The sequence below is a fragment of the Mycolicibacterium arenosum genome (assembly GCF_024320865.1).
Classification (GTDB): domain Bacteria; phylum Actinomycetota; class Actinomycetes; order Mycobacteriales; family Mycobacteriaceae; genus Mycobacterium; species Mycobacterium arenosum.
This window is the reverse complement of record NZ_JANDBD010000004.1, coordinates 588,016-612,995: the sequence shown is the minus strand read 5'-3', so window position 1 is coordinate 612,995 and position 24,980 is coordinate 588,016. Positions and strand designations below refer to the sequence as shown.

23 protein-coding genes are annotated in these 24,980 nt (G+C 69.8%); 14 read left to right on the top strand and 9 right to left on the bottom strand.

Annotation, left to right across the window (positions count from 1 at the left end):
• Positions 1-32 precede the first annotated feature (32 nt).
• Positions 33-1,205, top strand: coding sequence for a glycosyltransferase (locus NM203_RS13125; protein ID WP_255060364.1), 1,173 nt, complete (start codon positions 33-35; stop codon positions 1,203-1,205).
• A 9-nt stretch (positions 1,206-1,214) separates the two neighbouring features.
• On the top strand, positions 1,215-1,409 hold the full coding sequence (locus NM203_RS13120; protein WP_255060363.1) for a DUF3046 domain-containing protein: 195 nt from the start codon (positions 1,215-1,217) through the stop codon (positions 1,407-1,409).
• Positions 1,410-1,416: 7 nt separating this feature from the next.
• Here the strand turns inward: NM203_RS13120 and NM203_RS13115 are convergent, their stop codons facing one another.
• Complete coding sequence (locus NM203_RS13115; RefSeq protein WP_456299313.1) at positions 1,417-2,310, bottom strand: alpha/beta hydrolase; 894 nt, start codon at positions 2,308-2,310, stop codon at positions 1,417-1,419.
• Positions 2,311-2,460: 150 nt separating this feature from the next.
• Between NM203_RS13115 and recA the strand changes: the two genes are divergently transcribed.
• Together recA and recX are read left to right on the top strand one after the other, a co-directional pair.
• Complete coding sequence (gene recA, locus NM203_RS13110) at positions 2,461-3,513, top strand: recombinase RecA (protein ID WP_255060361.1); 1,053 nt, start codon at positions 2,461-2,463, stop codon at positions 3,511-3,513.
• Positions 3,479-4,006, top strand: a complete 528-nt coding sequence (gene recX, locus NM203_RS13105; protein WP_255060360.1) for a recombination regulator RecX — start codon at positions 3,479-3,481, stop codon at positions 4,004-4,006. Before recA ends, recX begins: the two co-directional genes overlap by 35 nt.
• On the opposite strand, the gene NM203_RS13100 is transcribed toward recX, so the two are convergent.
• Entirely contained in the window at positions 4,003-4,839 is an 837-nt protein-coding gene (locus NM203_RS13100) for an oxidoreductase (protein WP_255060358.1), read from the bottom strand. The two genes, recX and NM203_RS13100, sit on opposite strands and share 4 nt — an antisense overlap.
• Positions 4,840-4,976: 137 nt before the next feature.
• On the opposite strand from NM203_RS13100, the gene NM203_RS13095 reads away from it, so the two are divergent.
• Positions 4,977-5,795: a helix-turn-helix domain-containing protein gene (locus NM203_RS13095; RefSeq protein ID WP_255060357.1), complete on the top strand. Its 819-nt coding sequence runs from the start codon at positions 4,977-4,979 to the stop codon at positions 5,793-5,795.
• Here the strand turns inward: NM203_RS13095 and NM203_RS13090 are convergent.
• Genes NM203_RS13090 through NM203_RS13075 form a run of 4 tightly spaced genes read right to left on the bottom strand, consistent with a single transcriptional unit; the run spans position 5,792 to position 8,966 of the window.
• Positions 5,792-6,673 carry an amino acid ABC transporter permease gene (locus NM203_RS13090; protein ID WP_255060356.1) on the bottom strand — a complete coding sequence of 294 codons (882 nt, stop codon included), beginning with the start codon at positions 6,671-6,673 and terminating at the stop codon, positions 5,792-5,794. The two genes, NM203_RS13095 and NM203_RS13090, sit on opposite strands and share 4 nt — an antisense overlap.
• The gene (locus NM203_RS13085) at positions 6,673-7,353 is read right to left on the bottom strand and encodes an amino acid ABC transporter permease (RefSeq protein ID WP_255060355.1); all 681 of its coding nucleotides are present in this window, start codon (positions 7,351-7,353) and stop codon (positions 6,673-6,675) included. The genes NM203_RS13090 and NM203_RS13085 overlap by 1 nt, the downstream gene beginning before the upstream one ends.
• A 31-nt stretch (positions 7,354-7,384) precedes the next feature.
• On the bottom strand, positions 7,385-8,209 hold the full coding sequence (locus NM203_RS13080; RefSeq protein ID WP_255060354.1) for a glutamate ABC transporter substrate-binding protein: 825 nt from the start codon (positions 8,207-8,209) through the stop codon (positions 7,385-7,387).
• Positions 8,210-8,237: 28 nt separating this feature from the next.
• On the bottom strand, positions 8,238-8,966 hold the full coding sequence (locus NM203_RS13075) for an amino acid ABC transporter ATP-binding protein (RefSeq protein ID WP_255060438.1): 729 nt from the start codon (positions 8,964-8,966) through the stop codon (positions 8,238-8,240).
• A gap of 159 nt (positions 8,967-9,125) precedes the next feature.
• Between NM203_RS13075 and miaB the strand changes: the two genes are divergently transcribed.
• Complete coding sequence (gene miaB, locus NM203_RS13070; RefSeq protein WP_255060437.1) at positions 9,126-10,646, top strand: tRNA (N6-isopentenyl adenosine(37)-C2)-methylthiotransferase MiaB; 1,521 nt, start codon at positions 9,126-9,128, stop codon at positions 10,644-10,646.
• Positions 10,643-11,206, top strand: coding sequence for an Rv2732c family membrane protein (locus NM203_RS13065; protein WP_408633336.1), 564 nt, complete (start codon positions 10,643-10,645; stop codon positions 11,204-11,206). Before miaB ends, NM203_RS13065 begins: the two co-directional genes overlap by 4 nt.
• Before the next feature lie 3 nt (positions 11,207-11,209).
• Here NM203_RS13065 and NM203_RS13060 read toward each other — a convergent pair whose 3' ends face one another.
• Positions 11,210-12,523, bottom strand: coding sequence for a DUF349 domain-containing protein (locus NM203_RS13060; protein ID WP_255060352.1), 1,314 nt, complete (start codon positions 12,521-12,523; stop codon positions 11,210-11,212).
• A 175-nt stretch (positions 12,524-12,698) separates the two neighbouring features.
• On the opposite strand from NM203_RS13060, the gene NM203_RS13055 reads away from it, so the two are divergent.
• The 5 genes from NM203_RS13055 to hflX are packed head-to-tail and all read left to right on the top strand — an operon-like array spanning position 12,699 to position 17,474.
• Complete coding sequence (locus tag NM203_RS13055; RefSeq protein ID WP_255060436.1) at positions 12,699-13,565, top strand: DMT family transporter; 867 nt, start codon at positions 12,699-12,701, stop codon at positions 13,563-13,565.
• Complete coding sequence (locus NM203_RS13050) at positions 13,559-14,245, top strand: class III extradiol ring-cleavage dioxygenase family protein (RefSeq protein WP_255060351.1); 687 nt, start codon at positions 13,559-13,561, stop codon at positions 14,243-14,245. Before NM203_RS13055 ends, NM203_RS13050 begins: the two co-directional genes overlap by 7 nt.
• The gene (miaA, locus tag NM203_RS13045) at positions 14,242-15,153 is read left to right on the top strand and encodes a tRNA (adenosine(37)-N6)-dimethylallyltransferase MiaA (RefSeq protein WP_255060349.1); all 912 of its coding nucleotides are present in this window, start codon (positions 14,242-14,244) and stop codon (positions 15,151-15,153) included. The genes NM203_RS13050 and miaA overlap by 4 nt, the downstream gene beginning before the upstream one ends.
• The gene (dapF, locus tag NM203_RS13040; protein WP_255060348.1) at positions 15,150-16,022 is read left to right on the top strand and encodes a diaminopimelate epimerase; all 873 of its coding nucleotides are present in this window, start codon (positions 15,150-15,152) and stop codon (positions 16,020-16,022) included. Before miaA ends, dapF begins: the two co-directional genes overlap by 4 nt.
• Before the next feature lie 45 nt (positions 16,023-16,067).
• Positions 16,068-17,474, top strand: a complete 1,407-nt coding sequence (gene hflX, locus NM203_RS13035; RefSeq protein ID WP_255060347.1) for a GTPase HflX — start codon at positions 16,068-16,070, stop codon at positions 17,472-17,474.
• On the opposite strand, the gene NM203_RS13030 is transcribed toward hflX, so the two are convergent.
• Positions 17,471-19,081: a hypothetical protein gene (locus NM203_RS13030; RefSeq protein ID WP_255060346.1), complete on the bottom strand. Its 1,611-nt coding sequence runs from the start codon at positions 19,079-19,081 to the stop codon at positions 17,471-17,473. The genes hflX and NM203_RS13030 overlap by 4 nt on opposite strands.
• Before the next feature lie 27 nt (positions 19,082-19,108).
• Complete coding sequence (locus NM203_RS13025) at positions 19,109-21,397, bottom strand: molybdopterin guanine dinucleotide-containing S/N-oxide reductase (RefSeq protein ID WP_255060344.1); 2,289 nt, start codon at positions 21,395-21,397, stop codon at positions 19,109-19,111.
• A 113-nt stretch (positions 21,398-21,510) separates the two neighbouring features.
• On the opposite strand from NM203_RS13025, the gene NM203_RS13020 reads away from it, so the two are divergent.
• Positions 21,511-22,683 (top strand): acyl-CoA dehydrogenase family protein, encoded by a 1,173-nt coding sequence (locus NM203_RS13020; RefSeq protein WP_255060343.1) that lies wholly within the window; start codon positions 21,511-21,513, stop codon positions 22,681-22,683.
• A 203-nt stretch (positions 22,684-22,886) separates the two neighbouring features.
• Positions 22,887-24,968: an LGFP repeat-containing protein gene (locus NM203_RS13015; protein WP_255060342.1), complete on the top strand. Its 2,082-nt coding sequence runs from the start codon at positions 22,887-22,889 to the stop codon at positions 24,966-24,968.
• Positions 24,969-24,980 lie beyond the last annotated feature (12 nt).

Genomic DNA, 24,980 nt, shown 5'->3' with positions numbered 1-24,980 from the left:
GTAGTGCGCCGGGCCTGTGGCAGGGTAGGCCGATGCGTGTCGCGGTGGTCGCCGGACCCGACCCCGGCCATGCCTTCCCCGCTCTCGCGCTGTGTGTGCGATTGCGCGCCGCGGGCGACTCGCCGATCCTGCTGACCGGCGTCGAATGGCTGGACACCGCGCGCGGTGTCGGCGTCGACGCCGTCGAACTCGCCGGCCTGGACGCCGACGACGACGATGACGACGCGGACGCCGGAGCGAAACTCCATCGGCGCGGCGCGCGGATGGCGGTGCTCAACCGGCCGGTGCTCGAGCGGATCGCGGTCGATCTGGTGGTGTCCGACGTCATCACCACCTGCGGCGGGATGGTCGCGGAGTTGCTCGGGTTGCCGTGGGTCGAACTGAGTCCGCACCCGCTGTACCGGCCGTCGCGTGGGCTGCCTCCGCTCGGCAGCGGCCTGGCGCCGGGCGTCGGCCTGCGCGGTCGGGCGCGCGACGCCGTGATGCGCAGGCTGTCCGCCAGGTCGTTCCGGGCGGGGCAGCGACAACACGCAACCGCCCGCGTCGGAATCGGTCTGCCCGCAACCGGTCCGGGGCCGGCGCGGCGACTGATCGCGACGTTGCCCGCCCTGGAGGTGGAGCGCCCCGACTGGCCCGCCGAAGCCGTCGTCGTCGGGCCGTTGCACTTCGAGCCGACGGACACCGTGCTCGACGTGCCGCCGGGGGACGGCCCACTGGTGGTGGTGGCCCCGTCGACCGCGACGACGGGTACGCGGGGCCTCGCCGAGGTGGCACTCGACGTGCTGCAGCCGGGGGTGGCGCTGCCGCCCGGTGCGCGGGTCGCGGTGTCACGTCTCGGCGGTGCCGACGTCGCGGTGCCGCCGTGGGCCGCGGTGGGGCTGGGCAGGCAGGACGAACTGCTGTCGCGCGCCGACGTCATCGTGTGCGGCGGCGGTCACGGGATCGTGTCGAAGGCGCTGTTGGCAGGGGTGCCACTGGTGACGGTGCCCGGCGGGGGCGACCAGTGGGAGATCGCCAATCGCGTTGTGCGACAGGGCAGTGGACTGCTGGTGCGACCGCTGCGTGGCGATGCGCTCGCGACCGCGGTCGCCGACGTGCTGGCATCGCCGGCCTGTCGTGCCGCCGCGCGGGCGGCGGGCGCCTCCGTCTCGGCGGTCGCCGATCCGGTACGGGTGTGCCATGAAGTGCTGGCGTCCCGCGCGTAAGTTGGTCACGTGCGGTTGACGGAATTCCACGAACTCGTCAGGGGGCGGTTCGGCTCGGTGCGCGGTGGTTCGATGCTCGTCGACCACGTTCTGACCGCGTTCGGAGGCCGGACCGCGGCGCAGGCCATCGAGGACGGTGTCGATCCGCGGGAGGTCTGGCGCGCCCTGTGCGCGGACTTCGACGTCCCGCGCGAGGAGTGGTGACGACCGGTTAGGCCGAGGGCGTCAGCACCGCGCTCAGGAAGGCGAGTTGATCCCGTTTGACGCGCGGGTCGTGGTAGATGTCGAAGTGGCCGTACGGGTAGCGCCGCAACTGCCCACGGGGAGCGCGGCGGGCCGCCTCGACGGACGGGCCGGGTGGTGTGACCACGTCGTCGTCGCATACGCAGAAGAGCACCGGCATCCGCAGGGTCGCCGCCTTGCGGCCGGGCCGATCGAACGGGAACGCGAACATCAGACGCGCGGCGAACTCGTTGCGCCACAGCGAATGTGCGTCCACTATCTTCCTGAAGCCGGGTTCGGCGTCCGGGGAGGTTATGGCGGCGACGGTGCCGGGGGCGCCGACGGCCGGCACCACGTGCGGCGGACGTCCGCGCCAGGCCCGGAACTGGTCCTTGACGGCGGCCAGCACGATCGGCGGTATGTTGCGCGCGGGCACCTCGCGGAGCACTGCGATGGCGTCGGTCATGGGCGCCTGAGCGATCACCGCGGCGATTCGGGGATCCTGCGCCGCGACGACGAGCACGTGGCCGCCGCTGAAGGACGAACCCCACACCACGATCCGGTCCGGATCCACGCCGTCGAGGTGCCGCGCCCAGGCGATGACGGTGTGGTAGTCCTCGCGCTGTTCGGCGATGTCGAGGAGTTGGCGGGGTTCGCCCGTCGAGGCGCCGAAGTGGCGGTAGTCGAACAGCACCACGACGTAGCCGGCCTCGCAGAACGCCTCGGCGTATGCGGGTAACCCGTCGTCGCGGGTGGCGGTGAAGCCGTGTGCCATCACCACGCAGGCGGTGTTCTCCCCGGTGCCGAGGGGACGGTAGAGGTAGGCGGCGATGTGGCCACCTGCGGCTGGGATCCGAACATCCCGTCGCGTCGACATGTGCAGAAAGTAGCCCACCGGCGTGTCCACTTGAATCGAACACCTGTTCGTCTACTGTGGTGTGAGTTCGACCGGACGGCTTGTCGGTGGCCTCGCCTAGCGTCACAGCCAACCGATCGAGAACCGGTCGACAACGACTACCTGAGAGGTATCACAATGCCGCAAGCACCAGACCGCGAGAAGGCCCTGGAACTGGCTCTCGCTCAGATCGAGAAGAGTCACGGCAAGGGATCGGTGATGCGCCTCGGTGACGAGGTCCGCCAGCCCATCTCGGTCATCCCGACGGGATCGATCGCGCTCGACGTCGCGCTGGGTATCGGCGGGCTGCCGCGCGGCCGCGTCGTCGAGATCTACGGCCCGGAGTCCTCGGGTAAGACCACGGTCGCGCTGCACGCGGTCGCCAACGCGCAGGCCGCAGGCGGCATCGCGGCGTTCATCGACGCCGAGCACGCGCTCGACCCCGACTACGCCAAGAAGCTGGGCGTCGACACCGACTCGCTGCTGGTCTCCCAGCCCGACACCGGTGAGCAGGCGCTTGAGATCGCCGACATGCTGATCCGGTCCGGCGCGCTGGACATCCTCGTCATCGACTCGGTGGCCGCGCTGGTACCGCGCGCCGAGATCGAGGGCGAGATGGGCGACAGCCACGTCGGCCTGCAGGCCCGCCTGATGAGCCAGGCGCTGCGGAAGATCACCGGTGCGCTGAACAACTCGGGCACCACCGCGATCTTCATCAACCAGCTCCGCGAGAAGATCGGCGTCATGTTCGGTTCGCCTGAAACCACCACGGGCGGTAAGGCGCTGAAGTTCTACGCCTCCGTCCGCCTGGACGTGCGGCGCATCGAGACGCTCAAGGACGGCACCGACGCGGTCGGCAACCGGACCCGCGTCAAGGTCGTCAAGAACAAGGTGTCGCCGCCGTTCAAGCAGGCCGAGTTCGACATCCTGTACGGCAAGGGCATCTCCAAGGAGGGTTCGCTCATCGACATGGGCGTTGAACACGGTTTCGTGCGCAAGTCCGGGTCCTGGTTCACCTACGAGGGCGAGCAGTTGGGGCAGGGCAAGGAGAACGCCCGCAACTTCCTGCTCGAGAACCCGGAAGTCGCCGCCGAGATCGAGAAGAAGATCAAGGAGAAGCTCGGCATCGGAGCCGTGCTGACCGACGAGCCCGGCAATGTCGAGCCCCTCCCCGCTCCCGTCGACTTCTGAGTCGCAGGGTGAGCAGGCGCGGGCCCTGTGCCTGCGCCTGCTCACCGCTCGAGCTCGGACCAGAGCCGAGTTGGCCGGCCAGCTGGCCAAACGGGGGTACCCGGACGACGTCAGCGAGCGGGTGTTGGACCGGCTCGCCGACGTCGGCCTGATCGACGATCGCGACTTCGCCGAGCAGTGGGTGCGCTCCCGTCGCGTCAACGCCGGGAAAGGCAAGCGCGCCTTGGTCTCCGAATTGCGAACCAAGGGCGTCGACAACGAGGTGATCGACGCGGCGCTGGCCGATGTCGATCCGGAGTCCGAGCGGGCCCGCGCCGAGCAACTGGTCGTCGACCGGTTGCGGCGCGAGAAGCTGACCGATGACCCCGGTGACGACGCCAGGTTGGCTCGTCGACTGGTCGGCATGCTGGCTCGCCGCGGCTACGGACAGGGTCTGGCGTTCGACGTCGTGAAGGTCGCATTGGCCAACGAACGCGAACGCAGGCGCGTCTAGCTCGTCGCGTAGTCGGCCGACAGGCTGATCGCCCGCCACGCCTCCTGATCGCGGGCGGTGCGTTCGAGCTTGCCTGCCACGTCGTTGACGGCGTTGGCGCCCAGCTGGATTCGTTCAGGCAGTTCGGCGTACGACGCCAGGTCGACGATGATCTTCGCGGCCATCAGCGGGTCACCGTTCTGCCCGTAGTTGGAGTCGACGGCCCACTCCCTGGCGGCGCCGGCGGTGTCGGCGTAGTCGTCGATCCGCGCCTCGGCGACCGAGAGGCTGGTGCCGTCGAGGAAGTTCGTGCGGAACGGTCCCGGCTCGATGGCCACCGACGTGATGCCCAGCGGCGCCAGCTCGTGCGTCATCGCCTCCGACAGCGCTTCGACGGCGAACTTCGTCGCCGCGTACACACCCCAACCGGGCCAGGCGACGAACCCGCCGACCGACGACAGGTTGACGATCAGGCCGGAACGCTGCGAACGCATCTGCGGCAGCACGGCGTTCGTGACGGCCAGCAATCCGAACACGTTCACGTCGAAGACGGCACGGGCTTCCGCGTCCGACGTCTCCTCGACGGCGCCGACGAGGCCGCGGCCCGCGTTGTTGACCAGTGCGTCGATCCGCCCGAAGCGGGCGATCGCGGCGTCGACCGCGTCGGTGATCTGTGCGGGCACGGCGACGTCGAGCTGGACGGCGAGTAGTCGGTCCCCGCCGCCGGGGATCGCGTCGAGGACGGTCTGCGGATTTCGGGCCGTCGCCACGACGCTGTCGCCGCGCGACAACGCCTCACGGGCGATTTCCAGGCCGAAGCCACGGGATGCTCCGGTGATGAACCACACGGTCATGTCGAGTCCTTTCGGGATTCACGCTGAGTGTCTGTGACACCCGAATCAACACCACCGGCAGGCGAATCCACCGCGGTCAACGCGCCCCGCTGAACCCGGGTCTGTCAGACCCCGGCGGAATCGTCGATAATCGGCGGGTGGCCGCGCGTCAGGACGAGCTCTCGGAGTTCCTGAAGTCGCGTCGTGCCCGACTCGCACCCGCTGACGTGGGCCTGCCGGCGGCGGCGAATGGACGACGTGTCGCGGGCCTCCGCCGTGAGGAGCTCGCGATGCTCGCCGGCGTCAGCCCGGACTACTACGCGCGCCTAGAGCAGGGTCGAGCCACCAACGTCTCCGATCAGGTGCTCGACGCCGTGGCGGGGGTGTTGCGGCTCGACGCGCTCGAACGCCGTTACCTGGCCGCACTGGTGAGGCCGACGCGGACGACGGCCACCGCCCCGCCGCGGGTGCGGCCCGCGCTGCGCTCGATGGTGGCCGCGCTCGATCCGACCCCCGCCGTGCTGCACGGTCCGAGGCTCGAGGTGCTCGCCATCAACCGCGCGGCAGCGCTGCTGATCCACGACTTCGACGCGTTGCCGGTGCCCGAGCGCAACATGGTGCGGTGGATGTTCACCGACGCACGAGCACGCCGGGTCTACCCGGACTGGCGCGATATCGCCGCTCAACTGGTGGCGATTCTGCGGCTGAACGGCGGACAGAACGGCGCCGATGCCCACCTCACCGATCTCGTCGCCGACCTGTCGATGAGATCGGCCGAGTTCGCGACGCTGTGGGCTGACCGGAAGCTGTTCCAACACACGCACGGGCCCAAGCGTTTTCACCACGACGGCGTCGGTACGTTCACCGTCAACTACGAAACCGTGCACCTGCCCGACGACCCGGGCCTGTCGCTCATCCTGTACTCGGCGGACGCCGGATCGCCGGGGGAGGCGAAGCTGCGCGAGCTGCTGGCCTAGACGGCCTTCGCTCCCGGCGCGCCCTCCTGTTCGACGTTCTCGACCTCCAGGGGGGCCGGCCCCTTCGCCGACCGGCGCATCCTGGCCTCCAGCCGCACCGCGAGCGAGGACAGCGCGAAGTTGACGGCGATCATGAGGACGGCGACGACGATGAGCGCGGGCAGGTAGTTGCTGAACGACGCGCCGATGTTCTGTCCCGCCGACAGCAGTTCGGAGTACGTGATGGCGATGCCGATCGCGGTGTCCTTCAACACGACGACCAACTGGGACACCAGCACCGGCAGCATCGAGGTGATGGCCTGCGGCAGCAGGATCGAGCGCATCGTCTGGCCCCAGCGCAGCCCGAGCGACCACGCGGCCTCCGACTGCCCACGGGGCAGGGCGTTCACGCCGGCCCGGACGATCTCCGCGATGACGGCGCCGTTGTACAGGGTGAGACCCGTGACCACCCCGGCGAGTGTCGAGTACTCCGAGTCGAAGACGTCGTACTTCGAGTAGACGAAGTACGCGAAGATCATCATGATCAGCACCGGTACCGCGCGGAAGAACTCGACGAACACCGCGCACGGCACCCGGATCACCCGATGCGTCGACAACCGCCCGACCCCCAGTGCCACCCCGAGCACCAGGGCGAGCACGATCGAGATCGCCGCCGCCGTCAACGTCCCCTCGATGCCGGGGACGATGTAGTTCACCCACACGTCCGGTGTGACGAACGGCTCCCACTTCGCCGCGGTGAACTGGTCCTTGGTCCACAACTGGTACAGCACGAACGCGAGCACCGCCGCCACGACCAGCACGGTGATCGCGGTGGAGATGTGGTTGCGCACCCTGGCGCGCGGGCCGGGTGCGTCGAAGAGAACCGATGAGCTACTCACTACCGCGCCACCGCCATCCGCTTGCCCAGGTACCCGAACAGCAGCCCGAGGGGCAGTGTCAGAACCACGAATCCGGCGGCGAACAGACTGCCGATCAACAGCAGCGCCGACGAGTTCTCCACCCACTCCGACATCAGCAACGACGCCTCCGCCACGCCGATCACCGATGCGATCGTCGTGTTCTTGGTGAGCGCGATCAGCACCGAACCCATCGGGATGATGGTCGCCCGGAAGGCCTGCGGCAGCAGGATCAGCCGCAGGTTCTGGCCGAAGGTCAGGCCGAGCGAGCGGGCCGCCTCGGCCTGACCCAACGGGATCGTGTTGACACCGGACCGCAGCGTCTCACACACGAATGACGCCGTGTAGACCGACAATCCGAGCACCGCGAGTCGGAAGTTGTTGTCCACCAGGAAGGTCGGGGAGCCCTCGCTGGCCAGCGAGACACCCAGTGATGCGTACAGCCCCAGCGAGGTGAACAGGATGATCAACGTCAGCGGGGTGTTGCGCACCACGTTGACGTAAGTGGTGCCGAGCCAGTTGAGCACGGGCACCGGCGACAACCGCATCGCCGCCAGCACCGTGCCGAGGATCAGGGCCCAGAAGGCCGAGAACACCGTCAACTGGATGGTGACCCAGAACGCTCGGAAGAACGCGCCCGGATCCTCGGTGAAAACCTCCATGTACGCTCCGCGCAGCGACCGTCGCCGGCCGTCAGCCGATGGCCGGGGGTTCCGGGGTCTTGATACCGGCGGGCCCGAGGTTCTTCTCGAACGCCGCGGTCCAGGCGCCGTCGGACTCCATCTTCTTCAGCGCGTCGTTGATCTTGGTCTGCAGCTCGGTGTCGCCCTTCTTCAGGCCGATGCCGTAGTTCTCGGTGGAGAACGTTCCGCCGACCAGCTTGAACGCGCCGGGGCTCTGCGCGGCGTAGCCGGCGAGGATGACCTCGTCGGTGGTCACCGCGGCGACCTTGCCCGTCTTCAACGCCTCGACGCACGCCGAGTAGTTGGGGTACTCCTGCAGCTGCACCGTCGGGAACTCGTCCTTGATCTTCTGCGCGGGCGTCGACCCCTTGACCGAGCACAGGATCTTGCCGCCCAGCGAGTCCTTGCTGGTGATGTCGTTGTTGCTCGCCTGGACCAGCAGGCTCTGCCCGGTGACCAGGTACGGCCCGGCGAAGTCGACGCGCTTCTTGCGCTCGTCGGTGATCGAGTAGGTCGCCACGACGTAGTCGACCTGATCGTTGTCGATCAGGTTCTCCCGTTGGGCGGAGACCGCTTCCTTCCACTCGATCTTGTCGGGCGCGTAGCCGAGCTGCTCGGCGACGTAGGTGGCGACGTCGACGTCGAAGCCGCTGTAGGTGCCGTCGGAGTTCTTGATACCGAGGCCGGGCTGATCGAACTTGATGCCGACGGTGATGTTCTCCTTGTCGCCGGACGCGGCGCTGCCGCCGGAGTCACCGCCACCGCACGCGGTCAGGGTGAGGGGGAGTGCGACGGCCGCGACGGCCGCCGCCAATCGAATTCGCATGGACGGCATAGCTGGAATTCCTTTCGCCGGAGCGGTTTCAGTGGTTGAGGATCTTGCCGAGGAAGTCCTTGGCACGGTCGGATTTCGGGTTGGTGAAGAACTCCTCGGGCTCGGCGTCCTCGACGATCGCGCCGTCGGCCATGAAGACGACCCGGTGGCTGGCGCGGCGTGCGAAACCCATCTCGTGGGTGACCACGAGCATCGTCATTCCGTCCTCGGCGAGCGACGCCATCACCGCGAGGACCTCGTTGATCATCTCCGGGTCGAGCGCGCTGGTGGGCTCGTCGAACAGCATCACCTTGGGATCCATCGCCAGCGACCGCGCGATCGCGACCCGCTGTTGCTGGCCGCCCGACAGCTGCGCCGGGTACTTGTCCTTCTGATTGGCGATGCCCACCCGCTCGAGCAGCTCCATCGCGCGGGCCCTGGCCTTGTCCTTGGACGCCTTGCGGACCTTCATCGGCGCGAGGGTGACGTTCTCGAGGATGGTCTTGTGGGCGAACAGGTTGAACGACTGGAAGACCATCCCGACGTCCGCGCGCAACTCCGCCAATCCGCGACCCTCCGCGGGAAGCAGTTTGCCGTCGATTCTGATCGTTCCGGAGTCGATCGGTTCGAGACGATTGATGGTGCGGCACAACGTCGACTTGCCCGACCCCGAGGGACCGAGCACCACGACGACCTGCCCGCGGGCGACTTCGAAGTTGATGTTCTTGAGCACGTGCAGATCGCCGAAGTGCTTGTCGACGGCCTGCATTGAGATCATCGGCTGGTCCACCGACGCCGGTTCGCTCGATGCGGTCGCCGACTCGTCGATCACCATGCGCCCAGACCTTACCCGGGAACGGCGCGGTCCGCCGAGGTCTGGGCAATCCGGCGAATTTGGCCTGCGAGTGCGCCCCCGTAGGATTGGACCGTGACTTCGATGGTGACCGACGATGCGCGGGCGGCCTCCCCGCCTGTCGGCGACGTGGCGCGCACCTACCAGGTCCGCACCTACGGCTGCCAGATGAACGTCCACGACTCCGAGCGCCTCGCGGGCCTGCTCGAACAGGCCGGCTACCGGCGCGCCGCCGACGGAACCGACGCCGACGTCGTCGTGTTCAACACCTGCGCCGTCCGCGAGAACGCCGACAACAAGCTGTACGGGAACATCAGCCACCTCGTTCCGCGCAAGGAGGCCAATCCCGACATGCAGATCGCCGTCGGCGGCTGCCTCGCGCAGAAGGACCGCGAGGCGGTGCTGACGCGGGCGCCCTGGGTCGACGTGGTGTTCGGGACGCACAACATCGGGTCGTTACCGACGTTGCTCGAGCGGGCCCGGCACAACCGGATCGCTCAGGTCGAAATCGCCGAAGCGCTACAGGAGTTCCCGTCGGATCTGCCCACCGCTCGCGAATCCGCTTACGCGGCCTGGGTTTCCATCTCCGTCGGCTGCAACAACACGTGCACGTTCTGCATCGTGCCCGCGTTGCGCGGTAAGGAGGTCGACCGCAGACCCGGTGACATCCTGGCCGAGGTGCAGTCGCTGGTCGACCAGGGCGTGCTCGAAGTGACGCTGCTGGGCCAGAACGTGAACGCCTACGGGATCTCCTTCGCCGACCCCGACGTCCCGCGTGATCGCGGTGCGTTCGCCGCACTGCTGAGGGCGTGCGGTTCGATCGCCGGTCTCGAGCGGGTGCGGTTCACCTCGCCGCATCCCGCCGAGTTCACCGACGACGTCATCGAGGCGATGGCCGCCACCCCGAACGTGTGTCCGACACTGCACATGCCGCTGCAATCGGGATCGGATCGCATCCTCAAGGCGATGCGGCGGTCTTACCGCGCCGAGCGCTACCTCGGCATCATCGACCGCGTGCGCGCCGCGATTCCGCACGCCGCCATCACGACCGACCTCATCGTCGGATTCCCCGGCGAGACCGAGGCCGACTTCCAGGCCACCCTCGACGTGGTGGAGCGGGCGAGGTTCGCGAGCGCGTTCACGTTCCAGTACTCCAAGCGCCCCGGCACACCGGCGGCTACGCTGCCCGATCAGCTGCCGAAAGCCGTTGTGCAGGAGCGCTATATGCGACTCGTCGAGCTTCAGGAGCGGATCTCCTGGGAGGAGAACCTCGCGCTGGTCGGAACCGGGGTGGAACTGCTGGTGGCCACCGGCGAGGGACGCAAGGACTCGAGTACCGCGCGCCTGTCCGGCAGAGCGCGTGACGGCAGGCTGGTGCACTTCGCGCCGGGCGACCGTGACGTGCGCCCTGGCGACATCGTGTGCACGACCATCACGGGCGCCGCACCGCACCATCTGATCGCCGACGCCGACGTGGTCGAGCACCGGCGCACCCGTGCGGGCGATGCGCACGCCGCGGGCCACCAGGTCAAAACCGTGGGACTGGGCGTGCCGGGACTCGGCCTTCGCCCCGCGCAGCCCGCGGCGAAGGGATGCGGCGCATGACGAATTTCGATGAGTTCAAGGGCGACCTCGACGCGGTGGAACGCCGAATGGCGCGCGAAATCGATCCCGGCGCACGGGCTTTGGTCGTTTCGATCCTGGTGTTCGTGGTTCTGGTCAGCTTCCTGCTGCCGCACACCGGCAGCGCGCGCGGGCTCGACGTCCTCGTCGGCAGCGACGCCGCGGTGCGCGAGGCCATCGCCCTCCCGTCGCGGGTGTTCGCCTGGCTGCTGCTGGTGTTCAGCATCGGCTTCTCGATGCTGGCGCTGATCACGCGGCGGTGGGGGCTCGCGTGGGTCGCACTGGCGGGTTCCGCGGTGGCGTGCTTCATCGGCATGCTCGCGGTGTGGTCGCGTCAGACGGTGGCCGCCGGTTACCCCGGACCGAGCTACGGCCTGATCATCGCGTGGATCGCCGTGATCCTGCTGACCTTCCACTGGGCGCGCGTGGTCTGGTCGCGCACCGCGGTGCAGCTCGCGGCCGAAGAGGAACGCCGCCGGGCCGCGACCGCGAAACAGGGCAGGGGCCTTCTCGACGATCTGGGCCCCGACTCCGCCGAGTAGTCGCTAGCGCTTCCTGCCGAGGGCCTCGACGGCCGCCTCGGCCCACTCCCGCCACTGCGTGGCGTTGGCTCTGGCCTGCTCGGCGTCCTTGGTCTTGCCCGCCGCCTCGGCCTTCTCGGCCTGCCGCTCGTACTGCTCGGCGCGTTCGCGGAACTGGTCGGCCCTGGCCTGTGCCTCGGGGTCGGGTCCGCTGGTCGCGGCGTCGCGCACCTTCTTCTCGACGGCCCGCAACCGGCGCTCGAGGTCGGTGCGCTCCTTCGGCACCTTGCCGATGGCGTCCCACTTGTCGCCGATGACGCGCAGCGCCTTGCGGGCGGCGTCGGCGTCCGAGATGTCGATGGCCTCCGCTTCGGCCAGCAGCGCCTCCTTGGCCGTCGCGTTGGCGCCGAACTCGGCGTCACGTTCGGCGTTGTTGGCGTTGCGGGCCGCGAAGAACGTGTCCTGCGCGGCCTTGAACCGGGCCCACAGCGCGTCGTCGAGGTCCTTGGCGGCGCGACCGGCCGCCTTCCACTCGGTGAGCAGGTCGCGGAACTTGCCCGCCGTCGGACCCCAGTCGGTCGAGTCGGCCAGCGCCTCGGCGCGCTCGCACAGCGCCTCCTTCGCCTGCTTGACGCCGACCCGTTCGCGGTCGAGTTCGGCGAAGTGCGACCCGCGGCGGCGGTTGAACGTCTCCCTGGCGGCGGAGTAGCGCTTCCACAGGGCGTCGTCTACCTTGCGATCCAGCCCGGTGATCGTGCGCCACTCCTCGAGGATGTCGCGCAGCCGATCGCCCGCGGCCTTCCACTGCGTGGAGTTGGCGGCGATGTCCTCGGCCTCGACGGCAAGCGCCTCCTTGCGTTCGGTCTGGGCGGCGCGGTGCTGGTCGCGCCGCTCGCGCTCCGCCGCGGCGGCGGTGTCCGCGGTGTCGGCGATCGCGGTCAGCCGGGCCGCCAGCGCGTCGACGTCACCGAGCACCGCGGCGGTGGGCAGGCTCTCCAGCAGTGTGGCCGCCGCGCTCTTGATCTTGCGGGCGTCGCCGGTACCGGACGACAGCCGGCCCTCCATCAGCGCGATCTCGGTGTGCAGGTCCTCGTAGCGCCTGCCGAAGTGCGCGAACGCCGCCTCGGTGTCACCGGCTTGCCAGGACCCGATGGTGCGCTCGCCCGCCGCCGTGATCAGCCACACCGTGCCATCCGGGTCGACGCGGCCGAACCGGTGCGGATCGGCGGGTGGTGGCGGAGCCGGGACGGGCGGGGCCGCGCTGGGCCGTGGGGCGGGACGCGGCGGTCCGGGTCGGGGGGTGGGCTTGGGCGCGCCGCCTGACTCACTGATGGTCATATCCGTGTTCCTCGTACCCTCCGCGCGGAACCCGCGCATCTGCCGCGCGACGCGGCGCCTTTAGCTGTTGTCCGCCCGCTATTCAAACAGGTCGTCGTCGCGCGTGCGCACGCCTTCGCTTTAACCGTTGCCTAGGCTGAGCGCCGAGGAACGGAGTGGAGCGTTGGACGTGGCGTTGGACCGAGCGGACATCGCCGCCCTGCTGGCGCTGGGCGCCGCGCTCTTCATCGCCGTAGGGGACGTCATCCACCAGCGCTCGGCGCACGAGGTGACCGACGAACCCGTCGGCCACCTCGAGTTGTTCACCCGGCTACTGCGGGATCGGCAGTGGTGGTTGGGCAGCACGGTGTCCGCCGTCGGGTTCGCCCTCCAGGCAGCTGCGCTGGGCTTCGGGTCGGTGCTGCTGGTCCAGGCGATTCTGGTGACCTCGCTGCTGTTCGCGCTGCCCATTCACGCGCGCCTCAACCGGCGCCGCGTCACGCGCTTCCAGTGGACGTGGGCCGCCCTGCTGGCGTCGTCGGTCGTGATCATCGTGACCGTCGGCAACCCCAGCGCCGGGGACTCGCGGGCGTCGCTGGAGACCTGGTCGCTGGTCCTGCTGGTCCTGGGGCCGGCCCTCCTGGCCTGCGCGATCGGCGCCCGCCTGCTGTCGGGACCGATCAGCGCCGTCCTGCTGGGCTGCATGTCGGGGGCGATGTGGGGCCTGTTCGCCGTCCTCACCAAGGGCGTCGTCGACCGCCTCGACGACGGGGTGTGGGAACTGCTCAAGACGCCGGAGCTCTACGCGTGGGCGCTGGTGGCGACACTGGGCACCGCGTGGCAGCAGGCGTCGTTCCGCGCCGGCTCGCTGACCGCGTCGCTGCCGACGATGACCGTCGTCGAACCCGTCGTCGGCTCGGTGCTGGGTGTGGTCGTGCTGGGTGAGACCCTGCGACCGGACGACGTGGGGTGGGTGACCCTGACCGTCGCCTTCGCGGTCATGATCGTCGCGACCGCGGCACTGGCCCGCGGCGAGGCCGCCGCTAGCGTGGCGGAATGCTGAGTGCCGTCGCGTGGGTCCCGTCCGCGCCCGTCATGGTGCCCGAGCTCGCCGCCGGTGCCGCGTCCGAGCTGGCCGAACTGCGCACGGCCGTCGTCGCCGCCGCGGCCGAGCTACCGGATCGGTGGATCGCGGTGGGCGTCGGCGACGCCGACGGCGTCATCCCCCCGAGCGCGGTGGGTACGTTCGGCGGTTACGGAGCCGACCTGCCCGTCGCGCTGGCACCCGAACCGACCGGCGCTGCGACACGACTTCCCCTGTGCGCGTTGATCACCGGATGGATTCGCGGCTGTGTGAATCCGGCGGCGCGTGCCGAGGTTCGCGTCTTCGCGGCCGCCCTGGACGCCACCGCCGCGGGCGACGCGGGCCGCGCCCTGCGCGCGGAGATCGACGCCGCGCCCGAGCCGATCGGTGTGCTGGTGGTGGCCGACGGCGCGAACACCCTGACCCCGCCCGCGCCGGGCGGTTACGACCCCGAATCGGTCGCCGTGCAGGAGGCCCTCGACGCCGCGCTGGCCGCGGGCGACGACGCCGTGCTGGCGGCGCTGCCCGACGGGATCGTCGGTCGGGCGGCCTATCAGGTGTTCGCCGGGTTGGCGGCGCCCGGCGCCGTGCGCGAGCTCTACCGGGACGCACCGTACGGGGTGGGGTACAGCGTCGGCGTCCGGGCGATCGGCCCGTGACCAGGCCCGTCGCGGTCGTCGGACCCACCGGCACCGGCAAGACCGCGCTGGCGCTCGAGCTGGCCGAGCGGCTGGGCGGCGAGATCGTCAACGCCGACGCCATGCAGCTCTACCGCGGGATGGACATCGGCACCGCGAAGCTGCCCCCCGGCGAACGGCGAGGCATCCCACATCACCAGCTCGACGTTCTGGACGTCACCCAGACCGCGACCGTCGGCCGCTACCAGCAGCACGCCGCCGCCGACGTCGAGGACATCGCCGCCCGCGGCCGGGTGCCGGTCGTGGTGGGCGGGTCGATGCTGTACCTGCAGTCGCTGCTCGACGACTGGGCTATTCCGGCCACCGATCCGGGCGTCCGCGCCCGGTGGGAGACCCGCCTCGCCGAGGTCGGCGTCGGGGCGCTGCACGGTGAGCTGGCCGCCACCGACCCCGCCGCGGCCGCGGCGATCCTGCCCACCGACGGCAGGCGGATCGTGCGCGCGCTGGAGGTCGTGGAGCTCACCGGTCAGCCGTTCGCCGCGAGCGCCCCGAAGATCGGCACGCCGCGCTGGGACACGGTCATCGTCGGATTGGATTGGGAGACAACGGTTCTGGACGAACGACTGCGGCGTCGCACCGATGTCATGTTCGCCGACGGCCTGGTCGACGAGGTGCGGGCGCTGCGCGAGCACGGCCTGCGCGTCGGTGTCACGGCGTCCCGCGCGCTCGGTTACGCGCAGGTGCTGGAGGCGCTGGATGCGGGCGGGGGAGCCGACGCGGTGGCCGAGGCGCGGGAGCGGACGTTCATCGGCACACGGCGCTACGTGCGGCGGCAGCGGTCGTGGTTCCGCCGCGATCACCGCATCCACTGGTTCGACGGCGCCTCCGGAACCCTCGCGGACGACGCCGCACGTATCCTGAACAGGTGAAGTTCGCCAAGGGGCACGGCACGCAGAACGATTTCGTGATCCTGCCCGACCTGGACGCCGCGACGGAACTTCACCCGTCGGCGGTCGCCGCACTGTGCGATCGGCGTCGCGGACTGGGCGCCGACGGCGTGCTTCGGGTGACCACCGTGGGCGCGGCCCTGGCCGCCGGCGTGTTCGAGCGCGTCCCCGAGGGTCTGGCCGACGACCAGTGGTTCATGGACTACCGCAACGCCGACGGCTCGATCGCCCAGATGTGCGGTAACGGCGTCCGCGTGTTCGCCCACTACCTGCGGGTCAGCGGGTTGGAGTCGCGCGATGAGTTCGTCGTCGGCTCGCTCGCCGGTCCGCGCCCCGTGGTGCTGCACTCGGTCGATGCGCTGGCCGCCGACGTCACCGTCGAGATGGGCAAGGCCAACCGGGTGGGGACGGGCAGCGCCGTCGTCGGCGGCCGCACGTTCACCGGGCTGGCCGTCGACGTCGGCAATCCGCACCTCGCCTGCGTCGCCGCGGGCCTGACCACGGGCGACCTGGCCGCCCTCGACGTCGCGGCGCCGGTCGAGTTCGACACCTCGCTGTTTCCGGAGGGCGTCAACGTCGAGGTGCTCACCCCGCCCGAGCAGGGCACGGTGACGATGCGGGTGCACGAGCGCGGCGTCGGTGAAACCCGTTCGTGCGGAACGGGAACCGTCGCGGCCGCGGTCGCGGCGCTGGAGTACCGGGGCGAGACCACGGGCACGCTCGGGGTGCGCGTCCCCGGCGGCGAGGTCACGGTGACCGTCACCGACGCGACCAGCTACCTGCGCGGACCGTCGGTGCTACTCGCCCACGGAGAGTTGTCGACGGAATGGTGGATGGCGCAGCAGTGTTAAACGAGGTGCATGAACACCGAATTCCGTGCGAACCTGTATTCGCCTATGACATTTCCTGATCCCACCACCCCCAGTACCGGCGAACTCGCCCTCGAAGACCGCGCCGCCCTGCGCCGCGTCGCCGGGCTGGGAACCGAGCTCACCGACGTCTCCGAAGTCGAGTACCGCCAACTTCGCCTCGAACGCGTGGTGCTGGTCGGCGTGTGGACCGAGGGCAGCGCCGCCGACGCCGATGCCAGCATGGCGGAACTCGCCGCACTCGCCGAGACCGCGGGCTCCGAGGTGCTCGAGGGCCTGGTGCAGCGGCGCGACAAACCCGACGCGGGCACCTACATCGGTTCCGGCAAGGCCCAGGAGCTACGGGACATCGTCGTGGCCACCGGTGCCGACACCGTCATCTTCGACGGCGAGCTGACACCCGGCCAGCTCAACGCGCTGGAGAAGATCGTCAAGGTCAAGGTCATCGACCGCACTGCGCTGATCCTCGACATCTTCGCCCAGCACGCCACCAGCCGCGAGGGCAAGGCGCAGGTGGCCTATGCGCAGATGGAGTACATGCTGCCGAGGCTGCGCGGCTGGGGTGAGTCGATGTCGCGCCAGGCGGGCGGCCGCGCGGGCGGCGCGGGCGGTGGCGTGGGCACGCGCGGACCGGGCGAGACCAAGATCGAAACCGATCGCCGTCGCATCCGCGAGCGGATGGCCAAGTTGCGGCGCGACATCAAGGACATGAAGAAGATCCGTGACACGCAGCGCAGCGGAAGGCGGCGCAGCGAGGTCGCGTCGGTCGCGATCGTCGGCTACACCAACGCGGGTAAGTCCAGCCTGCTCAACGCGCTCACCGGAGCCGGGGTCCTGGTGGAGAACGCGTTGTTCGCCACCCTCGAACCGACTACGCGTCGTGGACATTTCGAGGACGGCAGGCCCTTCGTCCTGACCGACACCGTCGGGTTCGTGCGGCACCTGCCGACGCAGTTGGTCGAGGCGTTCCGCTCCACGCTGGAGGAGGTCGTCGACGCCGACCTGCTGGTGCACGTCGTGGACGGCTCCGACGTCAATCCGCTGGCGCAGATCAACGCCGTCCGGCAGGTGGTCAACGAGGTGGTGGCGGAGTACGACATCGCGCCGCCGACCGAACTGCTGGTGGTCAACAAGACGGACGCGGCCAGCGGGTTGATGCTGGCGCAGTTGCGCCGTGCCCTGCCCGACGCGGTCTTCGTGTCGGCGCGCACCGGTGACGGCCTCGAGAAGCTGCGGTCGCGGATGGGTGAGCTCGTCGAGGCGACCGACAGCACCGTCGACGTCACGATCCCGTACGACCGCGGCGACCTCGTCGCGCGCGTGCACGCCGACGGCCGGATCGACGCCACCGAGCACACCGAGTCCGGCACCAGGATCAAGGCCAGGGTGCCGGTCGCGCTGGCCGCCAGCCTGCGCGAGTACGCGACGTTCTAGCCCAACGGCTCGCAGTACCGGTTCTGGTTCTCAAAACGCTTGTGCGCCGGTGCTTTCGCGCCGAAGCTCGTCAGCCGATCGTAGGCGTTGTCGAGCCGCTCGACGCCCCGTACCAGCCCGCCGAGGACCCCGAGGTCCGCGTGAGCGTCGGCGATCCGGCGGCGCGCCTCGGTCTGCAGGTGCAGCCGGGCGAACAGCACGTCGCTTTGGTAGTCGGCCCAGCGGCGCCGCCCGTCCGCGTACGCCGGGCTGTCCCGATAGGCGATCACCACCCGGGTTCCGGCGTGCAGCCGCCGCCTCGGCGTGCCGTCGGCGCACGGGAGTTCGACGGCGTCGGTGAGCTTCAACGTCGCCATCGAGAGCTGACCGTCAGTGCGATTGCGGACTTCGCCGCATTCGCGGAACCGGTCGATGGTCACCTGCGCGGCGTAGCAGTCGGCGGGCCGCACGCCCACGATCTCCAGATACGCCGTGAGCACCTCCTGGCCCGACGACGGCAGATACGGGAACGGCGACGGCGCCTCCGGTGGCCGCTGTGGCCGGGGATGCACCGCTCGAGCCACCGCCCCCCAGTTCAGCACCTCGACGTGGGTACCCGGCACGCCGTCGGACGGCACGGCGACCTCGCCGGCGGGTGCGGGAACGTCCGCGGCGAGCAGCACGCTGACGCCCTGCACGCGCGCGAACACGTCCGCGTCGGGGTTGGCCACGTCGCTGTCGCCGAACCAGCCGTCGCTGAGTTGCATGACGACCTCGCGGGCCACCCCGAGGCAGCGTTCCGGGCCGATCCGCACCGACGACAGCCACGCGATCGCCAGGTCCTCGTCGAGGACGGCCCGCTCACCTTTGCGCCGTGACACCCATCGCGTCTCGCCGTCGAAGCGGTACCGGCGCGGCGGGTGCGCGGGCGGCAGAGATCGGGCCGAAGCGTGGGCCGTGTGCACGACGTCCCACTCGACGACGCGGCTGGCCTCCGAGCCCGGCATCTTCGGGTCGAGCCGGTCGGGCACCCGGTAGAGCCCGAACACCAGATCGGGGCGCGCCGCGAGCCCGGTGCGCGCGAGAAACGCCGCCACGTCCTCGAACTGGCTGTCACCGCGCGTCGCGATCCTGGTGATCGCCGGCGGGATGCGGTCCGGCGCGAGATACGGGTGGCGTGCGGTGTCACGGGCCGCTCGTTCGCGATGTTCGACCTGTCGACGTTGCTCCGGGGTCAGGTCGGGACCGAATTCGCTGCCGATCCCCAACAGCCCCTTGGCATTCGCGAGATCAAGCGCGGTCTCCCTCAGCCCCTGCAGCGAGTTCCGAATCTCGGCCTCGACGGACGGCGGGTTGCGCAGCACCTCGCTGGGCCGGGGGACGTCGGGCACGATGCCGTGGATGTGCGCGCCCGCCGGGCCGCCGAGAACCTCGGCGTCCAACCGGGCCCGGTGCTCGGCGCGGTTGCGCTCCCATTCGGCGTCGACGCCGTCGGCGACCGCCGCACGGCGTTGCTCGTCCGCCTGCTGCCGCTCGGTCATCTTCGCGACGACCGCGGCGCGTTCCTCCGGCGACTTCGCGTCCCACTGCCGGGTCTTCCGTGTGACGTACGCGTTCCAGAGCCCCATCGGGGGAGTATCGCCGCACCGCGCGCGTCAGGGGCGGGTTCGGACAACCGGGGGTTCGTGCGCGCGCACCGGGGGCAGCGCCCCCGTGAACCTCTCGATCTCGACCAGCACGTGCGCGCCGGTGCAGCCCTTGGCCAGAGCCGACGTGCCGACGTCGGCGGTCAGCACGTTGGGGTTGCCGTGCACGCACATCGAGTCGGGGTCGGCCGCATCCAGCGGGTCGTACCACGCGCCCGTCGACAGCTGCACGACACTGCGGCGCAGACCCTCGTCGAGCACCACGCCGGCCAGGCACGAGCCGCGGTCGTTGAACACGCGTACCACGTCGCCCGCCTCGACTCCACGCGTCGCGGCATCGGCCGGATGCATCCGGATCGGTTCGCGCCCTTGGATCTTCGACGCCTTGCTGGTGGTGCCGCCGTCGAGCTGACCGTGCAGCCGCGTGGCCGGCTGATTGGCGAGCAGCAGCAGCGGGAAACGTCCTGCTCGGACCCCGCCGAGCCACTCGTCGGGCTCGAACCACGACGGGTGCCCCGCGCAGTCGGCGTAACCGAACGCGTCGATGTCGGGGGAGAAGATCTCGATGCGCCCGCTGGGGGTGCCCAGCGCGTGGCTGACCGGATCGGCGCGGAACTCGGCGAACAGCGTCAACCCGTCCTCGACTGGCAGTCGCAGCCGGCCGGCCGCCCAGAACTCCTCGAACGACGGGATGGCGAAAGCCAGTTCCGCAGACCACTTCTCGTAGAGGTGAACAAGCCACTGCCGCGCTGACCGTCCCTCGGTGAACCGCTCCCCGAAGCCCAGCGCATCGGCCAACTCGGAGAAGGTCGTGTAGTCGTCGCGGGCCTGCTCGTGGGGCGGCACCAGAGCGGGCATCGCCATCAGCAGCGGATCGTTGCGCGAGCCGGAGAAATCCTCGCGTTCGTAGGCCGTGGTGGAGGGCACCACGATGTCGGCGTGCTTGGCCATCGCCGTCCAGTACGGGTCGTGCACCACGATCGTGTCCGGCCGTGCCAGGGCGCGCCGCAGTCGGGGGATGTTCTGGTGGTGGTGGAACGGGTTACCGCCTGCCCAGTACACCAGCCGGATGTCGGGATAGGTGAGCGACTCACCGTTGTAGTCGAAGCGCTCGCCGGGATGCAGGAGCATGTCGGTCACCGCGGCCACCGGGATGAAGGTGCGAACGGGGTTGAGGCCCTGGGGCAGCGACGGCAGCCGGCAGCGCAGCGGAGCGAGCCCGTTCTCGTTCATCGAGCCGTAGCCGTGCCCGAAACCGCCTCCCGGCAGCCCGATCTGGCCAAGCATCGCCGCCAGCGTGACGCCCATCCACGGGGCCTGCTCGCCGTGCCTGGTGCGCTGCAGTGACCAGCTCACCGTGACGATGGTGCGGCCCGAGGCCATCCGCCGGGCCAACTCGGTCAGTTCCTCGGCAGTGACGCCGCAGATCGATTCCGCCCAGGCGGGGGATTTCGGGACGCCGTCCGCGGTGCCGAGCAGGTAGCGCTCGAAGATGTCGTAGCCGAAGCAGTACTCGGCCAGGAAGGCGCGATCCGCCAGCCCCTCGGTCGCGAGCACGAAGGCGAGCGCGAGCATGATCGCGACATCGGTGCCCGGCGACGGGGCCAGCCACTGGCAGTCGCCGACGACGTCGTCGCGCAGCGGGGAGAACGACACGATGCGCCCGCCGCGATTCCGGAACCGCGCCAGGGCGTCGCGGGCGGGATGCGCCGTCGTACCACCGTCTTTCACGGCCGTGTTCTTGAGGCCCACGCCACCGAAACACACCAGGAGGTCCGTGTGCTCGGCGATGACGTCCCAGTGAGTGGATCGACGGAAGAGGTCGTCGTGGGTGCCGACGACACGCGGCATGATGACGCCGGTGGCGCCGAGGCTGTAGGAGTGCCGGGAGAAGGTGTATCCGCCAAGCAGTTTCAGGAACCGATGCACCTGGCTCTGCGCGTGGTGAAAGCGTCCGGCGCTGGCCCAACCGTAGGAACCGCCGTAGATCGCCTCGTTGCCGTGTTCGTCGACGACGCGTCTCAGTTCGTTCGCGAGGAGTTCGGTGAGTTCGTCCCACGACACGGCGACGAACTCGTCGTAGCCCCGTCGCTCGCTGGGGCCGGGACCGTCGTCGAGCCAGCCGCGTCGCACCGCGGGTCCCGCGACGCGCGAGCGGTGGGTCACCGATCCCGGCAGGTTGCCCAGCAGGGGGGAGGGATCGGCGTCGCCCGCCAGTGGGCGGACCGACGCGATGTCGCCGTCGCGGACGTCGGCGGAGAAGCCGCCCCAGTGCGTGAGGCTGGTCCGACCCGACATGGGCTTCAGCTTAGGCGCGGCGGCGGCTCCCGACCGGTACCGCGGGTATCAACCATCCGGTTGGCTGGTATATCGTCGTGACACATTCCGATTCCCGATCCGGAGGTCTATCCGTGGGCTCTTCCAGCCAGGTCATCAAGTACGACCGCACCCTGTTCGAACCCGAGCACGAGCTGTTCCGCGAGTCGTACCGCGCCTTCCTGGAGCGTCACGTCGCGCCGTTCCACGACCAGTGGGAGAAGGACAAGATCGTCGACCGGGGCGTCTGGCTGGAGGCCGGCAAGCAGGGCTTCCTGGGCATGGCCGTGCCGGAGGAGTACGGCGGCGGCGGCAATCCGGACTTCCGCTACAACGTGATCATCACCGAGGAGACCACCCAGGGCCGCTACGGCGGTCTCGGCTTCCCGCTGCAGAACGACATCATCGCGCCGTACCTGCTCCGGCTGGGGACCGACGAGCAGAAGCAGCGGTGGCTGCCCGGCTTCTGCTCGGGCGAACTGATCACGGCGATCGCGATGACCGAGCCCGGCACCGGTAGCGATCTGCAGGGCATCAAGACGCGCGCCGTCAAGCAGGAGGACGGCAGCTGGGTGCTCAACGGCTCGAAGACGTTCATCACGAACGGTATTCACTCCGACCTGGTGATCGTCGTGGCGTGCACCGATCCCGAGAAGGGCGCCCTGGGCTTCAGCCTCCTGGTGGTCGAGCGCGGGATGGAGGGCTTCGAGCGCGGGCGGCACCTCGACAAGATCGGCCTCGAGGCTCAGGACACCGCCGAGCTGTCGTTCACCGACGTGAAGGTGCCGGCCGAGAACCTGCTCGGCGAGGAGGGGCAGGGCTTCATCTACCTGATGCAGAACCTGCCCCAGGAGCGCATCAGCATCGCCATCATGGCCGCGGCCGGCATGGAAGGGGTGCTCGAGCAGACCCTGCAGTACACGAAGGACCGCAAGGCCTTCGGCAAGCCCATCGGCAGCTTCCAGAACACCCGCTTCACCCTCGCTGAGCTGGCGACCGAGGCCACGGTCGTGCGCATCATGGTCGACGAGTTCATCGCGCTGCACCTCGAGGAGAAGCTCAGCGTCGAGCAGGCCGCGATGGCCAAGTGGTACGCCACGGAGGCGCAGGTCCGGTTGAACGACCGCTGCCTGCAACTGCACGGCGGATACGGCTACATGCGCGAGTATCCGGTGGCACGCGCCTTCCTGGACTCCCGGATTCAGACGATCTACGGCGGCACGACCGAGATCATGAAGGAGATCATCGGGCGCAGTCTGGGCGTCTGATCACCGTCATGTGGAGCCCCGACCTGGGGTTTCGCCTCCGCCGGCGCGCCGTACGCGCCCCGGTCCGCTTCGCCGACACGGCTGTCTCGGCGAACCGGATTGCCATGATGGCGTGGTTATCCACCAAGATGGACGTCGACTGAAGCAGAGTTGACGGGCGCGATGGTTTGCGGGGCACCTGGCTCCGATCGCGGGGAGGATTGATGACCCGGTTGCGAAACCCGGTGGGCACGACGATGACGCGTGCCGCCACAGCCCTACTGGCGGTGCTGACCGTCGCGTTCCTGGTGTCCCCGTCCGCGCTGGCGGACCCGGCCAGTGACGCGGACGGAGCGATCACCGCCGCCTGGGATGCGGGCGGTGGCGCGGCTGGTCCGCTCGGCGTCAAGGACGGCGGCGTCTACCCCGTGGGCGAGGGCTTCGGCCAGAACTTCGCGGGCGGTCGCATCTACTTCACCCCCGATGTCGGCGCGCACATCATGACCGGCGCGATCCTGGACAAGTACCTCTCGCTGGGCGGCCCCGTCGACAGCGATCTGGGCTTCCCGAACATCGACGAGGGTGCCGGGCGGGCACCCAACAGCCGCAACACCACCTTCAGTGCGGCCGACAACCCGGTCATCTTCTGGACCCCGGACACCGGGGCGCGCGTCGTCCGCGGCGCGATCAACGCCGCCTGGGACAAGCTCGGTGGTTCGGCGGGCGTGCTCGGCGTGCCGTCGGACGACGAGATGTACCGCGGCGACGTCGTCTCGCAGGACTTCACCGGCGGCCAACTGACGTGGAACCGCAAGACGGGGGAGTTCACCTCGACCCCACCGGAACTGGCGCAGCAGCTCACCGGGCTCGCCATACCCGGCGACGTGACCACCGCCATCGCGGCGGCACGCCGGGCGGCCGGCGGTTCGATGGGCCCCCTCGGCGTCGAGGAGGGCGCCCAGTACAAGGTCGGCGATACCGGCGTCGGCCAGAACTTCGCCGGCGGCACGATCTACTACAGCCCCGAGACGGGCGCCAACGTCGTCACCGGGCAGATCCTGGCCAAGTACCAGAGCGTCGGCGGGCCGGAAGGTGATCTCGGCTTCCCCACCAGCAGTGAGGGCGATGGCGGGCTGCGGCCGTCCAGTTCGATCGTGACGTTCGCCGCGGACGACAAGCCGGTGATCTTCTGGACCCCCGACTTCGGCGCCGTGATCGTGCGCGGAGCGATGAACGCGGCGTGGTCGAAGCTCGGAGGCGCGACCGGCGACCTCGGCGCACCGACGGCCGATCAGTCCGAGAACGGCGACGTCGTCACGCAGAAGTTCAGCGGCGGGGCCATCTCGTGGAACAAGGCCACCGGCGAGTTCAGCACCGAACCCGGCAGCCTGGCATCCCAGCTCTCCGGCCTCGAAGTCCCCGGACTCGGGTCGACCCCGGAGGCGCCCGCGGCCCAGGACGAGCCGGCAGCGGGTGGCGACAAGTGGTACCAGTGGCAGCAGTGGTGGCTGCTGGCGATCGTCCCGCTCGCGCTGCTGCTGGTCGCGGTCATCGTCGGCATCGTGCTGAATCGGCGTCGGCGCGATCACGACAACCGGGATCCGCTGGACCGGTTCGACGACTACGACGACGACCACCACGTCCACGACGACGGTGATGATCACCACGACGATTTCGACGACCTCGACGAACTGCACCCGATCGCGCATCGAGACGCCGAGTCGGGCCCGCTGCCGATCGTCGACGCGGGAGACGACTCGCCGTACACCCCCGCCAGCATGTGGGCCATGCCGGTCGACCGGGGTACGCCCGCCGCGGCGGAGCCGGCTGCGAAGGTGGTCGACGAACCCGCTCCCGACCCGGCGCCGCAGCCCGCCGCCGATGCCGACCCGGTGTTCGCCGAGGACGAGGATGCGATCGACACCGCGCCGACGCGGATCGAGGCGGAGCCCGCCGAGGTGGACGCCGAGACCAGCCGGATGGACATCGAATCGGTCGGGGTCGCAACGCCGTCGGCCGATCGAACCGCATCGACCGTGGAGGACGATCCGGACGACCAGCTCGCGAGCGGGCCGCCGAGCGGCAGGCACGCGGCGATCACGCTCTCGGAGACGACCGCTACTCGGACGGCGTTCCGGCTCGCCGGCGACGACCAGTACACCGCACCCGAGGGTTATCCGATCAAAGCCGACACCAAATCGGGCCTGTACCTGCTGCCGGGAAGCAGCCGCTACCAGCAGGCGCGGGCCGAGATCTGGTTCTCCAGCGAGGAATTCGCGTTGACCAACGGCTTCGAGAAGGGCTGAACCGCCCGCTCG

Coding starts and splice junctions, on each gene's coding strand:
- hflX (WP_255060347.1), top strand. CDS start 16,068: ATGACATTTCCTGATCCCACCACCCCCAGTACCGGCGAACTCGCCCTC.
- NM203_RS13125 (WP_255060364.1), top strand. CDS start 33: ATGCGTGTCGCGGTGGTCGCCGGACCCGACCCCGGCCATGCCTTCCCC.
- NM203_RS13085 (WP_255060355.1), bottom strand. CDS start 7,353: ATGGAGGTTTTCACCGAGGATCCGGGCGCGTTCTTCCGAGCGTTCTGG.
- NM203_RS13075 (WP_255060438.1), bottom strand. CDS start 8,966: ATGATCTCAATGCAGGCCGTCGACAAGCACTTCGGCGATCTGCACGTG.
- NM203_RS13060 (WP_255060352.1), bottom strand. CDS start 12,523: ATGACCATCAGTGAGTCAGGCGGCGCGCCCAAGCCCACCCCCCGACCC.
- recX (WP_255060360.1), top strand. CDS start 3,479: ATGTCGAGCCCCTCCCCGCTCCCGTCGACTTCTGAGTCGCAGGGTGAG.
- miaB (WP_255060437.1), top strand. CDS start 9,126: ATGGTGACCGACGATGCGCGGGCGGCCTCCCCGCCTGTCGGCGACGTG.
- recA (WP_255060361.1), top strand. CDS start 2,461: ATGCCGCAAGCACCAGACCGCGAGAAGGCCCTGGAACTGGCTCTCGCT.
- NM203_RS13015 (WP_255060342.1), top strand. CDS start 22,887: ATGACCCGGTTGCGAAACCCGGTGGGCACGACGATGACGCGTGCCGCC.
- NM203_RS13100 (WP_255060358.1), bottom strand. CDS start 4,839: ATGACCGTGTGGTTCATCACCGGAGCATCCCGTGGCTTCGGCCTGGAA.
- NM203_RS13025 (WP_255060344.1), bottom strand. CDS start 21,397: ATGTCGGGTCGGACCAGCCTCACGCACTGGGGCGGCTTCTCCGCCGAC.
- NM203_RS13080 (WP_255060354.1), bottom strand. CDS start 8,209: ATGCCGTCCATGCGAATTCGATTGGCGGCGGCCGTCGCGGCCGTCGCA.
- NM203_RS13065 (WP_408633336.1), top strand. CDS start 10,643: ATGACGAATTTCGATGAGTTCAAGGGCGACCTCGACGCGGTGGAACGC.
- NM203_RS13050 (WP_255060351.1), top strand. CDS start 13,559: ATGCTGAGTGCCGTCGCGTGGGTCCCGTCCGCGCCCGTCATGGTGCCC.
- NM203_RS13030 (WP_255060346.1), bottom strand. CDS start 19,081: ATGGGGCTCTGGAACGCGTACGTCACACGGAAGACCCGGCAGTGGGAC.